This window comes from Lederbergia lenta NBRC 16444, from assembly GCF_001591545.1.
In the GTDB taxonomy this organism is placed as follows: domain Bacteria; phylum Bacillota; class Bacilli; order Bacillales; family Bacillaceae_C; genus Lederbergia; species Lederbergia lenta.
Genome location: NZ_BCVC01000001.1, coordinates 1212746 through 1227644, shown reverse-complemented (window position 1 = coordinate 1227644; position 14899 = coordinate 1212746). Strand labels below are relative to the sequence as shown.

Genomic DNA, 14899 nt, shown 5'->3' with positions numbered 1-14899 from the left:
ACCCTCCTAAGAAAACAAAGTGGCCGCAATATTCATTACAGCTGACTTCTCCCTCTCTTCTTCCAATTTATCTACGATTCCTCTTTGAATGGCACGAAGTGGAGGCAAATACTCAGCAAGATCGCATGTATCAATTAGGGCACGAATAGAAGCCGCTTCTTCCGGAATTTGTCCATTGCTTACTTGCGTAATTAAGTCTTCGGATAGTTTAACGAATGTATCAATCATTGCTTCATTACGAAGATTGCTTTCATTCACTAATACTTTTTTTAATATGTCATTTTGAACATACGGAATATCTATCACAACAAAACGATTCTTTAGAGCTTCGTTTAACTGCACCGTTCCAATATATCCTTCATTAATTGCAGCAATCACACCAAAGGTTCTTTTTGCTTTAATCACTTCGCCCGTAAAGGGATTAAATAATGTTCTTCGGTAATCGAGTACACTGTTTAAAATCGGTAAAGTTTCTGGTTTTGCCATATTAATTTCATCAATATATAGTAAATGTCCCATATTCATTGATTTGACAACTGGACCAGGGACAAATTCGATTGTATTTACTCCTGCTTCCACTCCAATTGTTTTAAATCCTAGCAATGCTTCAGCATCCATATCTACAGAGCAGTTAATACTATGCATAGGTTGTTTGAACAAATGAGAAAGTGTTTCAGCAAGCTTTGTTTTACCCGAGCCCGTTGGCCCTTTTAGTAATACGTTTTTACCAAGTGAAAGTGCGATGATTGCATCTGTCAATATGTTTTCATCTGCTGCAATAAACCTACTTTCATTTATTCCTTCGTCATCTACATTTGAAAATATAAGGTGACGGTCTAGCATAACCTTCTCAATATCGGCAGGTAATTCAACTTTATTCATTATTCATTTCCTTCCCATTTAAAATCATGTTTTTTATACTCTCTCCCTATCTTATCAAATTTAAAAACATTATTAAAAAAAAAGCATGCAAAAGGCAGGCTTTTCAATGGAAACTCAGTATTCGCTTTTTTGGCATTTATCTAAAAAGTCATCATTGCATTCCCTTTTCTATTTATTCAACATCACCATTTCCTATTAATATCACTTCATTAGCTCGCTTCGTTTGGTAAGTATATAAGCCCCGACCAATTTTTGAAATATTTTCATCATGCTTTTCAATGGTATGCATAAAGGTGGTCATATTAGCAATTTTAAAATCAGTACGTTCTTCAATCAGTCTTTTCAATTCTGCACCACGAATTGGTGTCGTACGTTCCTTTAATATAGTGATTGCTGACTCACGCATTTTAGTTGTCTTACTACGGCGAGAAGGACGGTTTTTTTTATTTTTAGAGGGCTTTGATGTTTGATGAATATTTTCACTTTTTATTTCACTTTCTATAAAAGGTGCGGTCGATTCTATATAATGAAGTTCGGAAGAAACCTCCTCCTCAACAGGTTGATCTTTTGTATCTATTTCTCTAAGACGACTGAATATAAAAGCTCTCTCTTTTTGTAATTCTCGCATCAAACGCTCTTCCGTATCAATCATTTGTTCTAATCTCATTTTCAAAGCCATTCTTTCTGTAAACATCTTCCATCCCCTCCACCAAATGATAATTATCTATATTAATAATATAATAAATGGGAAATTAGTAAAGTGATTTTTTGGAAAATTCCTTACATTTAAACATCATGTAGTTACTAATAGAAATTCAACTATTTATTATTAATTTACTTGTTTTTATAAATTAGATCTAGTAAACTACTATTTGTAAGCGCTATCAATATTATTGAATGATTTTTTATTATTTTAAGGAGGAATTCAATGAGCCAAGTTACGATCGAAATAAACGAGAAACTACAAAAATTTCTGCAAGGTACTAAAAAGATGTATATCAATGGAGATTTTGTTGAGAGTGTCTCTGGTAAAACGTTCGAAACTCCGAATCCTGCAACTGGAGATGCGCTTGCTACCTTATATGAAGCTGATGAGCAAGATATTGATAAAGCTGTTAAAGCTGCTCGGAATGCATTCGATGATGGAGAATGGTCGAAGATGAGTGCTGCATCAAGAAGCAGACTCATGTACAAACTAGCAGATTTGATGGAAGAAAATAAAGAAGCATTGGCACAATTAGAAACGCTTGATAATGGAAAACCGATCAGTGAAACGATGAATGCAGATATTCCTCTCGCGATTGAACATATGCGCTATTATGCCGGATGGTCGACTAAAATTACTGGTCAGACCATACCAGTAGCCGGACCATATTTTACGTATACCCGCCATGAAGCCGTAGGAGTGGTTGGTCAAATTATTCCTTGGAACTTCCCATTGCTAATGGCAATGTGGAAAATGGGTGCTGCACTTGCTACAGGCTGTACGATTATTTTAAAACCTGCAGAACAAACACCCCTCTCCGCATTATATTTAGCTGAGCTCATTGAAGAGGCAGGTTTCCCGCCGGGAGTTATTAATATTGTTCCAGGATTTGGCGGAACTGCTGGACAAGCTCTCGTTGATCATTCTCAAGTTGATAAAATAGCTTTTACCGGTTCTACTGAAGTCGGAAAATTAATTATGCAAAGAGCTTCTACTACTTTAAAAAGAGTAACGCTAGAACTGGGTGGGAAATCACCTAATATTATTTTACCCGACGCAGATTTAACAAAAGCAATACCAGGTGCATTAAATGGTGTCATGTTTAATCAAGGACAGGTTTGTTGTGCTGGGTCTCGAGTATTTATTCAAAAGAAAAATTTTGATAATGTAGTGGCAGATATGGCATCACACGCCAAAAACATTAAACAAGGAGCGGGATTAAATCAAGATACACAAATAGGACCTTTGGTATCTTCTGTTCAGCAAAATCGGGTATTAAATTATATAGAGAAGGGAATTAATGAAGGGGCAGAACTGCTTACTGGGGGGCAAAAGCCGCGTGAAGAAGGTTTTTTTGTAGAACCAACCATCTTTGCGGATGTAAACGATGATATGACGATTGCAAAAGAAGAAATTTTTGGACCCGTTATTGCTGCGATGCCATACGAAGATTTAGACGAAGTGATAGATAGAGCAAATAATAGTGAATATGGACTTGCAGCAGGACTGTGGACTCAGGATGTAGCAAGCGCTCATTATGTAGCAAACAAACTTCGGGCTGGCACAGTGTGGGTGAATTGCTATAATGCTTTTGATGCGGCCGCACCATTTGGTGGATTTAAACAATCAGGTATCGGTCGTGAAATGGGATCGTACGCACTGAATAATTATACTGAAGTTAAAAGCGTATGGATTGCTATGGAATAATTAGAATGAATGTCGTTTATATTAATTGAATAATAATTTCGTAGTTAATACTTTTCTTTTTGTTTCAAACAGTGTAGAATAATTAAATATAGAGAATTATTCAATTTCAAGAGGAGGTTTTGCACGGATGAGAGTTATGACTAACGAACAGCTTGTTGCAGCCTATCGAGATGCGAAAAAGAATGATCACGGAGATAATGTCGTTAGATTGTTGAAATCTGAAATTAGAAAACGCGGGTTAAATCCTTGATGGTCAAACTACTTCTCTATTTAATAGAATAAATAAAAGTATAGCGTGCGAGATCACTTGCACGCTTTTTTTGTTTTTATATAACCATCTAAATTTATTTATTACTTTTCAAATCTAGGTGAAGTAGGATCACACTCAGGCTCTGGTGTATTAGATGATTTAGCTAATTGATTTAGATAATAGCATTCTTCGCGAAACATATGATCTGCCATTAAAGCAGGAAAATTCCCAAGAATTTTTTCAGAAATTTCTAGTTCCAATATTTCATTTAAAAACAATTGAAACGCCTCTATCTCTAACTTTATATCATTGTTCATTCTATCTAATGCCGGGAAGTGATGTGCTTTTGTACGTATAAAACCGGCGAATTCTACTGCTTTTAAATAAAGATGATTAAAGTCTTGATTGAATTCAGCGCTTTTCTTTTTAAATGCTTTTTCCGTTGCATCGAGTTTATCTTCAATTGCCCCAGCATGCCCAGAAGCATCTTGCAGCCAAAGTAAGTGATGGTGTAATTCATGTACAATTGGTGGAGATTCTTTCCTCTTATAATAACTAATAATCCGTTCAAATTCTTCTAGTTCGTTAACCATATGATTCATAAAAGTTGGAGAAAGGTGAAATGTGATTTTATTAAAAAGCAACTTTTCCAAGATGGATAGTTTAAATTTTTTCAATCCAAGCACCTGTGGTTCAATTTGCGCTAATAATTTTAATGCATTTTCTAATGTATTTAGCTGTCTTGCGTCGGTTAATAATCGATCAAAATTGCTTTTAAATGTCTTAGCAATTGCGATATCATTTTTCTCTGATGGACCTAATGAATCAAGGATAAATCGAGAATGATCCCCGAAAACTTGTAACCAGAATTCATATTCAAACTTTACCTCTTTTAATATAATGGACAATAAGTTGGCCTCCTTTATACGCCTGCTCATGAAAGCATATTCTATTCTTTTGTTTTCATACCTATAAAAATACAGTTATAACTTTGTAAGGTTTAGTGTTAAATGAACATTATGTCAAAGAAAAAGAACCTATATTGATGGAAATACTAATCAATATAGGTTCTTACTTATGTAAAATGGATAGCGTACTTTTTATATAATTGTTCATATTAATGTTGATCGGTTAGGCTCTCCGTTCCAAACCTAACTCTACAAATATACTCCTATAAATCTATGTTTGTTTTATTGTCATCATATTTGCTCGTTATCTGTTACTTAGTGGCATTGATTAAACTCCCACCCTACGATTACATTCTTTTAGACCTTTTTAACAAATTCAGATTTGAGTTTCATAGCTCCGAAACCATCAATTTTGCAATCAATATCATGATCACCGTCTACCAAACGAATACTTTTTACTTTTGTACCTATTTTTACAACGGATGAACTACCTTTTACTTTCAGGTCTTTGATTACTGTTACTGAATCACCATCGTTCAAAACATTACCATTTGCATCCTTAACAATCTTTTTATCTTCAATCATTTCTGCCTCTGTCTCGATTGCCCACTCATAGGCACATTCTGGGCACACCAAGAGACTCCCATCTTCATAAGTATATTGTGAATTACATTTTGGGCATTTTGGTAAATCAACCATTAATCATTTCCTCCGTCCATAATTGTTCGTTCCTTGATAAATTATCTTCAATCCTCTTCTCTTAACATAAGTGTACAAGAAGCTACTTATATGTTGCCATAGTCTTCTTATAAAGACAAACCTTGACTAAGGTATTTAAGATATAAGTCTATAGAGTTATATTTAGACATTAATAACTAGACAAATATAAAACACCCCATTAGATATTAGTGTCTAATGGGGGAAATTAGGATAATTTTATTTAAAGCTAATATATTAATACTCTTTTATGATCGAGTGAAAATCAGCCTTCTAGTAGTAGATCTTCTGGATTCTCTAGTAATTGTTTAATCGTTACTAGAAATCCAACGGCTTCTTTTCCATCAATTACACGATGATCATAAGATAGAGCGACATACATCATAGGGCGATTTTCCATATTCTCAGCATCGATTGCAACAGGGCGTGTTTGTATTGTATGCATACCAAGGATCCCTACTTGTGTTCCATTTAAGATCGGTGTCGATAATAATGATCCAAATACCCCACCGTTTGTAATCGTAAACGTACCACCTTGCAGATCACTTAATGCTAATTTATTGTCACGCGCCTTTTTCGCTACTGCAAGAATATCCCCTTCAATTTCTGAGAAGTTTTTGCGGTCACAATCGCGAATGACTGGGACAACAAGCCCTTCATCCGTTGATACAGCAACACCGATATCATAGAACTTTTTCAAAACTAGTTCATCACCATCTAGCTCAGAATTTACTGCTGGATATTTTTTTAATGCGGCAACTACAGCTTTTGTGAAAAATGACATAAAACCAAGACGAACGTCATGTTGTTCATAGAATTTATCTTTTTTACGCTTACGTAAATTCATGACAGCTGACATATCAATTTCATTAAACGTTGTTAACATTGCAGTGTTTTGCTGTACTTCGACAAGTCTTTTAGCAATTGTTTGACGACGTCGTGACATACGAACGCGCTCTACAGGCTTTCCATCATTTTGATTATATGTTGGAGCTGCCTTAGGAGTAGCGGCTTTTTCCGGTGCTGGTTGCTTTGGTTCATTAGAAAATGATGTAACATCTTGTTTGCGAACTCGTCCTAGCGGATCTATCGTTGGAACTTCACTAAGATCGATCCCTTTTTCTCTAGCGAGCTTGCGCGCTGCAGGAGAAGCAATTGGGCGATCTTTTCCTTCATCCTTTGTAGTTTCTTCTATTACTGGCTGAGCTTCTGATTGAGCAGGTGCTTGTTTTTCTTCCGCTGCTTTTTGTGGTTCACTAGATGTTTCGGAACCTGATGTAGCTCCAGCTTCAACAATTGCTATTACATCCCCAACTTGGACAGTATCCCCTTCAGATGCTTTTAGCTCTTGTACAACTCCTGCTTCTTCGGAAATTACCTCTACGTTGACTTTGTCTGTCTCTAATTCAACGATGTACTCTCCTTTTTCAACATGATCGCCTGGTTTTTTTAACCATTGCGCAATTGTACCTTCTGTTATCGATTCTGCCAGTTCTGGAACTTTGATTTCTGCCACTTTAAAATCCTCCTCTAATATATAAAGCGATGTCAGCTGTTAATAAGCAACTACTTCTGGTTTGAATTAACAAAACTACAAAAGTTTTTGGTTCAAGTTTATTTCGTGAATGCGGCTTGAAGAATTCGAGTTTGTTCTTTTCTATGGATAGTTGGATCTCCCTCAGAAGGACTTGAACGTCTACGACGACCAATGTATCTAACTTCCGCACCCTCTAAGGCGATTTTTCTTAAATATGGTTCAACATGTAACCATCCACCCATATTTTTTGGCTCTTCTTGTACCCAAACAAGATCTTTTGCGTTCGGATAGCGATTAAAGATAGTCGTTAATTCTTGTGTTGGAAAAGGATATAATTCCTCCACTCTTACAATGTGAAGCCAATCTACATCTTCTTTATCTTTTAAATGTTCTTCCAAATCAATCGCTACTTTACCACTACAAAGAATGATACGCTCTACAGAATCATAATTACTTCCGAGCCCTTTTTGTTCAAGAACAGATTGGAAACTACCTTCTGATAGATCTGTTATATCGGCTGCAGCAAGCGGATGACGTAGTAAACTCTTCGGTGTCATAACTACTAATGGTCTAACCCATTCTTCCCTTAACATAGCTGCTTGTCTTCTTAACAAATGAAAGTACTGTCCTGCGGTAGATGCGTTAGCTACAGTCCAGTTATTTTCAGCTGCACTTTGCAAAAATCTTTCTACCCTTCCACTTGAATGCTCAGGACCTTGTCCTTCATATGCATGGGGCAGTAACATAACTAAACCAGATTTTTGTCCCCATTTTGCTCTACCGGAAGAAATAAACTGATCAAAGAAAACTTGGGCCATATTAGCAAAGTCTCCAAATTGCGCTTCCCATATTACTAGAGTCTCAGGTGCGAAAACATTGTACCCATATTCGAAACCAACTACAGCCGCTTCTGTTAATGGACTATTGTAAACGACAAATGAGGATTTCACATCTTTCAAATGATGCATCGGGATGTATTCTTCTCCTGTTTTCTCATCATGTAATACAAGGTTTCTTTGTGCAAACGTTCCACGTTGAGAATCTTGACCAGTAAATCGAATCGGTGTTCCATCTTTTAAAATAGAACCAAATGCAAGTGATTCTGCATGCGCCCAGTCAATTTTGCTTTCGCCTTCAACAAGATTGGATCTTCTTTTTAAAATACGGCTAAGCTTCTGAAATACATTAAAGTTTTCAGGCCACTCTAAAAGTTCTTGATTAATAGTTTTTAACACATCTGCCTGAACATTTGTTTTTAATTCTCTGTGACCGTTTACTATATGTTCCGGAGGGTTCATAGCAGTATCCCGTTCACCATCTTTATTCGTGACAGAATCATAAGATTTTTGTAATTTCGCTTGAATTTCTTCATCAATCTGTGTTGCTTCTTCTTTTTGCAATATCCCTTTTTCGATAAGACGTTCAGTATAGATTTCTTTCACTGTTGGATGTTTACTTACCACATTGTACATGAGTGGATTTGTAACCATCGGCTCGTCCATTTCGTTGTGACCAAAACGTCTATAACCGACTAAATCAACTACGAAGTCTTTATGAAACTTTTGACGATATTTATAAGCCAATATTGCTGTAGCAATTACAGCTTCTGGATCATCCGCATTTACATGAACAATCGGTACTTCAAAACCTTTTGCTATATCTGAAGCATATTTAGTTGAACGTGAATCAGAACTTTCGGTAGTAAAACCGATCATGTTATTCGCGATGATATGAATTGTTCCGCCAGTATCATAGCCCTTTAAACGTCCCATATTTAATGTTTCCTGTACAATACCTTCTCCAGGAAAAGCGGCATCTCCATGAACTGAAATAGCAACACAGCTTGCTTTATCTTGATCCGGATAACCGGCTTTGTTTCGATCCTCTTGGGCTGCTCGTGTATATCCATCAACGATAGGTCCAACAACCTCAAGATGACTCGGATTATTAGCCAAGGTAATTCTAGTATTCGCTGTACTTCCTCTTTTGACTTTACGATCGGCACCTAGGTGATATTTCACATCACCTGTCCATCCGTACGTAATCCCGATTGAACCCTCAGAAGGGATCAAATCTTTGTTCGGGGCATGTTGAAACTCTGAAAAAATCAATTTATATGGCTTTTCGAGAACATGTGCCAGTACATTAAGACGCCCACGGTGAGCCATACCTATATTAACAGTTCTCGTACCTGTTTCTACTGTAGAACCAATGATTTGATCCATTAATGGAACGAGCGTATCTAGTCCTTCAATGGAAAATCTCTTTTGACCAACAAATGTTCTATGGATAAATTTTTCAAAACCTTCTACTTCTGCAAGTCGATATAATAAAGCAATTCTTTGTTTTTTTGATAGATTAGGATAGAAACTTTCTGACTCAATTTGTTTTTGCAACCAATTTTTCTCTTCCAAGTCATGTACTTGATGATATTCAAATGCAAGTTTCTGAGTATACACTTTTTTCAAGTGAGTAATCGCATCCAAACCGTCTTTTAAGTCTGACGGAGCATTTGGTGAAATAAAAGATGCGGGAATTTGTTTTAAATCTTCTTCTGTCAAATTGTATTCCGCGATATCTATTCTTCTGATATCAGGTATCTTATCACTTAACGGCCTAATATCTGCAGCCAAATGACCATATGTCCGAATATTATCAGCCAATTTCACGGCAGCTACAATTTTACTATACATATCTGGATTAGCTGGTATTTGAAAAGATACATCTGCCTGCCCTTTTGTCGTTTCAGATTCAATTACAGGTGAGGGTGCCCCCCATTGTTCAAACATTCCTTTTAATTCGGGATCAACACTCTCTGGATCATTGACATACCGGTCGTATTCTTCAATTACATACCCAAGGTTTGGTCCCGAGAATTCTTGCCAAGGTGTTCCTTGATATGACGCACGTTTACTCATTAATAATACGCCTCCACAATTTTCGACGATATTTTTTTCTTAGATTAATTAAACGATGTAATTATGTATTACTGAAGCATTTTCAAAAAACGCTTACACCTCCATTTTAACACTGTAAATGAACAAATTAAAGTATTAATATCATTTACATCGTTTCCATGACCGTTATTTAATTTAGATATTACAACAGTACTTTCTTATAAAGGAACTATTAAAATTCCATATACAATCTTACTACTATTAAGCAAAAAATCAAACGGTTTTGTTTCAAGTTTACTATTTAATTTTATTTTGCGTAATTTTTCAATTTCTTTTTTTTCGATGACGCATATATATAAATAGAAAGGTAATGATTGTGGGGTGAAAAATATGATTCCTTGGGGAAGTTTCCCATTCAAAGATGAATTTAAAAAAATGGCTGAGGAAATGAAACCGGGTGATATTCAATCTTATGTAAATGATATGATGCGGAAGTTTAATATTTCACAATTCCCTGATACGCAAGAAAAGTCACCAAGCACATCAGAAGATACTGCGTTAGGGAGTAATGTGTTCGAAACATTTGATTACGTTTATATAAGATTGACCTTACCGAAGGAAGTAACACTTAAACAATTACGTATTTTTCATACTTCCAATCAGGCAATTCTTGAAAACATACACGAAGAAGGGAGCAGAAAAGTAATCGTTCTCCCTTGTGTTGTTAAAAAAAAGGGAGCTACTGCCCAAGTGAAAGATAATATTCTAGAGATAAAGATCCCTAAAAGTGATGATCTACAATTTACCGAGATTTCTATCTCTGAAAAACTCTGATTAAATAATAATGTTTAATTACAATGGAATAAGTGAAAACATCTATTAATCATTGGCAAAACATTTTTATAATATATGACGATTATTAAGGAGTAATAATTTGTTTACATTTAATGATATGATGACTTTTGTCATTGCTTTTTTTGTAACATTACCACTTGTGGCACTTATTCATTCTTTAGGTCATCTCTTCTTCGCAAAATTATTTGGCGGCAAAATTAAATTAGCATTGGGTAGGGGTAAAACTCTATTATCTTATGGCATTTTTGAATTGCGTCTTGTTTACTTTTTTGACTCAGAATGCCATTATCAACAATTAAAGATTAACAATAAGTGGACTCACTGTCTCGTTCATGCAGGTGGAATCATTTTTAATATCTTAGCAATTGTCTTGGTAAATTCGTCTATCTACTTAGGCATTTTACCAAAACATTTATTCTTTTATCAGTTCGTATATTTTTCAGTTTATTATATATTCTTTTCTCTCCTCCCTATTCAATATGGGGAAAATCATTTTAGTGATGGAAAATCCATTGTGACAATTATTCGAACTGGTTCCCCACCGGATTTATTTGACTAAATATATTTCTTAAGTATAAGTTTTTCAAGCATTGCCTTAGCAAGCTAAGGCATGGAAAAATATATGATGTATGTTATTAATAGAAACAATTGGATTAGGACGGGCTTGTAATATAAGTTTGACTTCCTTGTCGATTTCTCCAAATTCAGGAGATTTTGCAAAATAACCAATTTCCCCTGTCCAACAACCTCAAAAAGCACACCTTTTTCCTTATTATAAGGGTCAATCGTTGAACATGGGATTTTCCCCTACGTAATTTGAATAGTTGTATCACGCATCGAGTAGATTACAGCATTACACTTGATCTTCCTCGATACCCATGTTGGTGATGTTTTCCCAAGATACAGGTACGGGCAATTGTATTTTATATGTTTGCTTCAATCATTCATAGTGTTAAATGGATTGAAGCAAACAGCCCAGTCTTCCCCGCCTTGATGCTACAGATCAGCTATTTCATCACTTTCGAATCCTTGTTTGTTTAATCATGCTGATTACTTATTAATTCTTACCTTTCTATCTTTATTTAACTAATGAACATACTTATTTTGCCCTTTGTTACATTTGATTTCTTACCTATTCTACAAATGAAGGATAAATAATTAAAATTAGTAAATATTAATTTTACTATGTGTGAAAGGAAATAGCCATGGGACAAAATCAAAATGAAGTTAGGGCAAGTAGTGGAATATCCGAGAAAAAGTGGGCCATTCTTTCTATCGCTTCAATCCCACTAATCATGACATTGGGGAATTCCATGCTTATTCCAATTTTACCTCAATTGGAGAAAGAACTTGATATTACAAAGCTGCAATCAAGCTATATTATTACTGTTTATTCCATCGTAGCAATAATCCTTATACCGATTGCGGGTTTTCTATCTGATAAGTTTGGGCGGAAAATTGTAATAGTCCCTTCGTTAATTATCACTGGAATTGGTGGGATTATCGCTGGATGGGCATCTTGGCAAATGGATTCTGCATTTATGTGGATTATTATCGGAAGGGTTCTACAAGGTATTGGTGCTGCCGGAGCTTTTCCTATCGTTCTTCCTCTTGTTGGAGATTTATTCAAGGATGATAAAGACGTAAGTACCACTTTGGGATTAATAGAGACCTCTAATACATTTGGAAAGGTGTTAAGTCCTGTTCTCGGCTCTCTCTTAGCAGGTTTGGTTTGGTTTCTACCGTTTTTTTCTATTCCGGTATTTAGTCTCATTTCTTTAATTTTAATTTTATTCTTAGTAAAAAAACCGAAAAATGACAAGCATGAGTTATCTTTTGGCAGATTCTCCAAAAACACCAAAGAAATATTTAAAGCACACCGAAGATGGTTAATAGCCGTTTTTATTATTGGGGCAATATTAATGTTTATTTTATTTGGGTTGCTTTTTTATTTATCCTCCATTTTGGAAGATAATTATGGATATGATGGTATAAAGAAAGGTTTCTTGTTAGCGATACCTTTAGCTGCTTTATGTATCGCTTCATTTACTGCTGGGAGAGTAATTAAGGATAGTTTAATAAAAATGAAATGGATTTCATTTTTTGGCATCGTCTTGGTAGGTGCTACTGTAGCTGCAACTATGATATCTGATAAGTTTATTTATTTGATTATTGTTTTTTCTTTTTGTGGAATTGGAATTGGCGCTGCTCTGCCTTGTTTAGACGCCATTTTAACACAAAGCATAGAAAAAGAAATGCGTGGTACGATTACATCCATTTTCAGTTCTATGCGCTTTGCAGGAGTAGCTGCAGGGCCTCCAGTTATTGCGTTATTAATGAAAGGAAATAATATTGACATGATTCTCCTGCTTGTCGGTCTTAGTCTTATTGGCGCTTTGCTTGCCCTTATAGCAATAAAACCTGAGAAAGAAAAGCAAGCCATAGAAATAAAGCCTGTTTTAGAGTAATTGATTTTTTCTTTGGCACAGCCCACAGGAGATAAGGATCTTCTGTGGGCTTAACCTGTTTATTAGTATGTAATACGTTTATGTTTAGCGGATGTTGATATAGACACAAGGACAAATACGATAAGAGAAATGAAGACAGGTAGCACAACCGTGTGCATACCAAAAGCATCTGGATACCATAAATGAAAAAATATATATGATCCCATACCTGCAACCATGGAGCTAATAGCTCCATATTTATTTCCTCTATGCCAATATAGACCGAGCACAACAGGCCATATAAATACAGCTTCCAATCCTCCAAAAGAAAATAAATTTAGCCAAATGAGTAATTCAGGAGGGTGAATCGCTAAAAGAAAAACTGCTCCGCCGATTAAAGCGGTTGTCCAAAAACTAATTGTCTTTATTTTAGATATTTCCGCCTTTGGGTTAATATAACCAACATATAAATCTTTCACTATTGCCGATGCAACAAGCAATAGCAATGAATCCACAGTTGACATAATTGCTGCCATAGGTGCGGCCAATACGATCCCCGCTGCCCATGGCGGCAAAATAGAAAGTGCTAAAGTTGGCATCACCGTATCTGGTACATTAATACCTGGTATGATCACTCTCGCAAACACTCCAGCAAGGTGCATACCGAGCATAATAATTCCAATCACAATCGTACCAATGATGATTGCCTTATGCATCGATCGAGCATTTTTATATGACATTGCTCTTACAGAAACTTGTGGCAACCCAACTACACCCACTCCTACGAGAATCCAAAACGAAGAAATGTATAATGGCGTTAAACTCTTGTCAGAGCCATATGGACTTAATAAATTGGGGTTCTCGTTTCTGAGCTCGGTCATAATGTTTTCTATGCCACCACCCGCGATAATGGCTGCAACTACAATGATGATTGTTCCTCCAAGCATAATCATTCCTTGGATACCGTCTGTAATCGCAACTGCGCGAAATCCACCGATAATAACATAAATCATAACGGAAACAGCAAAAATGAACAAAGCTGTTGTATACGAAACGCCAACAACCGATTCAATTAGCCTTGCGCCCCCTACCCACTGCGCCGTCATTGCTGAGAATAGAAATATAATAATACTAATCGCTGAGATAATGCTTACCCAATGAGAGTTGTACCTGCTTTTCAAAAAGTCGGTTAAAGTAACTGCGTCGTATTTTCTAGCCATTATAGCGAACTTCTTCCCAAGCACCATAAGAAGAAAGTATCCAGATACAACTTGAGTCATAGCTAATAATACCCATGCGAGTCCGTAATGATAGGCTGCACCGGGCCCACCGAGAAAACTACTTGCACTTCCGTATGTAGCGATCATTGTCATCGCCAATACAAATCCACCCAACTGCCTACTTCCAAGAAAATACTCTTGTAAAAATGAATCCGAAGTTTTTATATATTTTGCCGCGTATATCCCCGCAATGAAAATGATGATAAGAAAGAATAATAAAGGCAAGATGACTTGAATATTCACTTCTTTTCCCCTTCCTCATCATCAAATGGAATATCTTTGAATAAAAACTTTATAGCTATAGAAACGAGAAAAACCATTACAATAAATCCAAGCACACAACTATAAAAGAACCATGCTGGCAATCCAAATACATATGAATATTCTTCAACTGGCTTTTTACCTAATCCAAATGCAAAACCAAACCACCATAGAAAATGAATAATTACTAAAATAACACCAATCCACGCTTCTTTATGTGCTATTTTAAAACGCCAGTCCATTCTTTCTTTTTCTTCCATCCAAAAACTTCTCCTTTTCTTGTTGAGCTAATCTTTCATATTATATAGAAATGAAGGTATAGACACAATAAAAAAGAAAAGTCATAGGACTCCACGTATTCATTAAATATTCGTTTATTATTTATAAATCTAACTTCACCCATTCATCGCTTGCAACATTCGATTTGAAAAGCACTTTAATATATAAGATCG

General features: G+C 35.8%; 13 protein-coding genes. 5 read left to right on the top strand and 8 right to left on the bottom strand.

Annotated elements, in window-relative coordinates:
- Positions 1-6 precede the first annotated feature (6 nt).
- Positions 7-882: an ATP-binding protein gene (locus BLE01S_RS05730; protein ID WP_066138211.1), complete on the bottom strand. Its 876-nt coding sequence runs from the start codon at positions 880-882 to the stop codon at positions 7-9.
- 172 nt (positions 883-1054) lie between these two features.
- The gene (locus BLE01S_RS05725; protein WP_066138208.1) at positions 1055-1576 is read right to left on the bottom strand and encodes a Rok-like winged helix domain-containing protein; all 522 of its coding nucleotides are present in this window, start codon (positions 1574-1576) and stop codon (positions 1055-1057) included.
- 234 nt (positions 1577-1810) lie between these two features.
- On the opposite strand from BLE01S_RS05725, the gene BLE01S_RS05720 reads away from it, so the two are divergent.
- The gene (locus BLE01S_RS05720; protein ID WP_066138205.1) at positions 1811-3295 is read left to right on the top strand and encodes an aldehyde dehydrogenase family protein; all 1485 of its coding nucleotides are present in this window, start codon (positions 1811-1813) and stop codon (positions 3293-3295) included.
- Positions 3296-3422: 127 nt separating this feature from the next.
- Entirely contained in the window at positions 3423-3545 is a 123-nt protein-coding gene (sda, locus tag BLE01S_RS05715) for a sporulation histidine kinase inhibitor Sda (protein ID WP_066138202.1), read from the top strand.
- Positions 3546-3646: 101 nt separating this feature from the next.
- Here sda and BLE01S_RS05710 read toward each other — a convergent pair whose 3' ends face one another.
- The 4 genes from BLE01S_RS05710 to BLE01S_RS05695 all read right to left on the bottom strand — a co-directional run bounded on the left by BLE01S_RS05710 (position 3647) and on the right by BLE01S_RS05695 (position 9625).
- Complete coding sequence (locus BLE01S_RS05710; RefSeq protein WP_066138199.1) at positions 3647-4483, bottom strand: DUF2935 domain-containing protein; 837 nt, start codon at positions 4481-4483, stop codon at positions 3647-3649.
- Positions 4484-4810: 327 nt separating this feature from the next.
- Entirely contained in the window at positions 4811-5152 is a 342-nt protein-coding gene (locus BLE01S_RS05705; RefSeq protein ID WP_066138196.1) for a zinc ribbon domain-containing protein YjdM, read from the bottom strand.
- Between the two features lie 283 nt (positions 5153-5435).
- A complete protein-coding gene (odhB, locus tag BLE01S_RS05700; protein WP_066138193.1) occupies positions 5436-6686 on the bottom strand; it encodes a 2-oxoglutarate dehydrogenase complex dihydrolipoyllysine-residue succinyltransferase in 1251 nt (416 codons plus the stop codon).
- A gap of 98 nt (positions 6687-6784) precedes the next feature.
- Positions 6785-9625, bottom strand: coding sequence for a 2-oxoglutarate dehydrogenase E1 component (locus tag BLE01S_RS05695; RefSeq protein WP_066138190.1), 2841 nt, complete (start codon positions 9623-9625; stop codon positions 6785-6787).
- 369 nt (positions 9626-9994) lie between these two features.
- On the opposite strand from BLE01S_RS05695, the gene BLE01S_RS05690 reads away from it, so the two are divergent.
- The 3 genes from BLE01S_RS05690 to BLE01S_RS05680 all read left to right on the top strand — a co-directional run bounded on the left by BLE01S_RS05690 (position 9995) and on the right by BLE01S_RS05680 (position 12927).
- Positions 9995-10438 carry an Hsp20/alpha crystallin family protein gene (locus BLE01S_RS05690; protein WP_066138187.1) on the top strand — a complete coding sequence of 148 codons (444 nt, stop codon included), beginning with the start codon at positions 9995-9997 and terminating at the stop codon, positions 10436-10438.
- A gap of 100 nt (positions 10439-10538) precedes the next feature.
- Positions 10539-11018, top strand: coding sequence for a hypothetical protein (locus BLE01S_RS05685; RefSeq protein WP_066138185.1), 480 nt, complete (start codon positions 10539-10541; stop codon positions 11016-11018).
- 646 nt (positions 11019-11664) lie between these two features.
- Positions 11665-12927 carry an MFS transporter gene (locus BLE01S_RS05680; RefSeq protein WP_066138182.1) on the top strand — a complete coding sequence of 421 codons (1263 nt, stop codon included), beginning with the start codon at positions 11665-11667 and terminating at the stop codon, positions 12925-12927.
- A gap of 62 nt (positions 12928-12989) precedes the next feature.
- Here the strand turns inward: BLE01S_RS05680 and panF are convergent, their stop codons facing one another.
- Both panF and BLE01S_RS05670 read right to left on the bottom strand, forming a co-directional pair.
- Positions 12990-14429 (bottom strand): sodium/pantothenate symporter, encoded by a 1440-nt coding sequence (panF, locus tag BLE01S_RS05675; RefSeq protein WP_066138179.1) that lies wholly within the window; start codon positions 14427-14429, stop codon positions 12990-12992.
- On the bottom strand, positions 14426-14707 hold the full coding sequence (locus BLE01S_RS05670; RefSeq protein WP_066138176.1) for a YhdT family protein: 282 nt from the start codon (positions 14705-14707) through the stop codon (positions 14426-14428). Before BLE01S_RS05670 ends, panF begins: the two co-directional genes overlap by 4 nt.
- Positions 14708-14899: the final 192 nt, after the last annotated feature.

Coding starts and splice junctions, on each gene's coding strand:
- BLE01S_RS05730 (WP_066138211.1), bottom strand. CDS start 882: ATGAATAAAGTTGAATTACCTGCCGATATTGAGAAGGTTATGCTAGAC.
- BLE01S_RS05725 (WP_066138208.1), bottom strand. CDS start 1,576: ATGTTTACAGAAAGAATGGCTTTGAAAATGAGATTAGAACAAATGATT.
- BLE01S_RS05720 (WP_066138205.1), top strand. CDS start 1,811: ATGAGCCAAGTTACGATCGAAATAAACGAGAAACTACAAAAATTTCTG.
- sda (WP_066138202.1), top strand. CDS start 3,423: ATGAGAGTTATGACTAACGAACAGCTTGTTGCAGCCTATCGAGATGCG.
- BLE01S_RS05710 (WP_066138199.1), bottom strand. CDS start 4,483: ATGAGCAGGCGTATAAAGGAGGCCAACTTATTGTCCATTATATTAAAA.
- BLE01S_RS05705 (WP_066138196.1), bottom strand. CDS start 5,152: ATGGTTGATTTACCAAAATGCCCAAAATGTAATTCACAATATACTTAT.
- BLE01S_RS05695 (WP_066138190.1), bottom strand. CDS start 9,625: ATGAGTAAACGTGCGTCATATCAAGGAACACCTTGGCAAGAATTCTCG.
- BLE01S_RS05690 (WP_066138187.1), top strand. CDS start 9,995: ATGATTCCTTGGGGAAGTTTCCCATTCAAAGATGAATTTAAAAAAATG.
- BLE01S_RS05680 (WP_066138182.1), top strand. CDS start 11,665: ATGGGACAAAATCAAAATGAAGTTAGGGCAAGTAGTGGAATATCCGAG.
- BLE01S_RS05670 (WP_066138176.1), bottom strand. CDS start 14,707: ATGGAAGAAAAAGAAAGAATGGACTGGCGTTTTAAAATAGCACATAAA.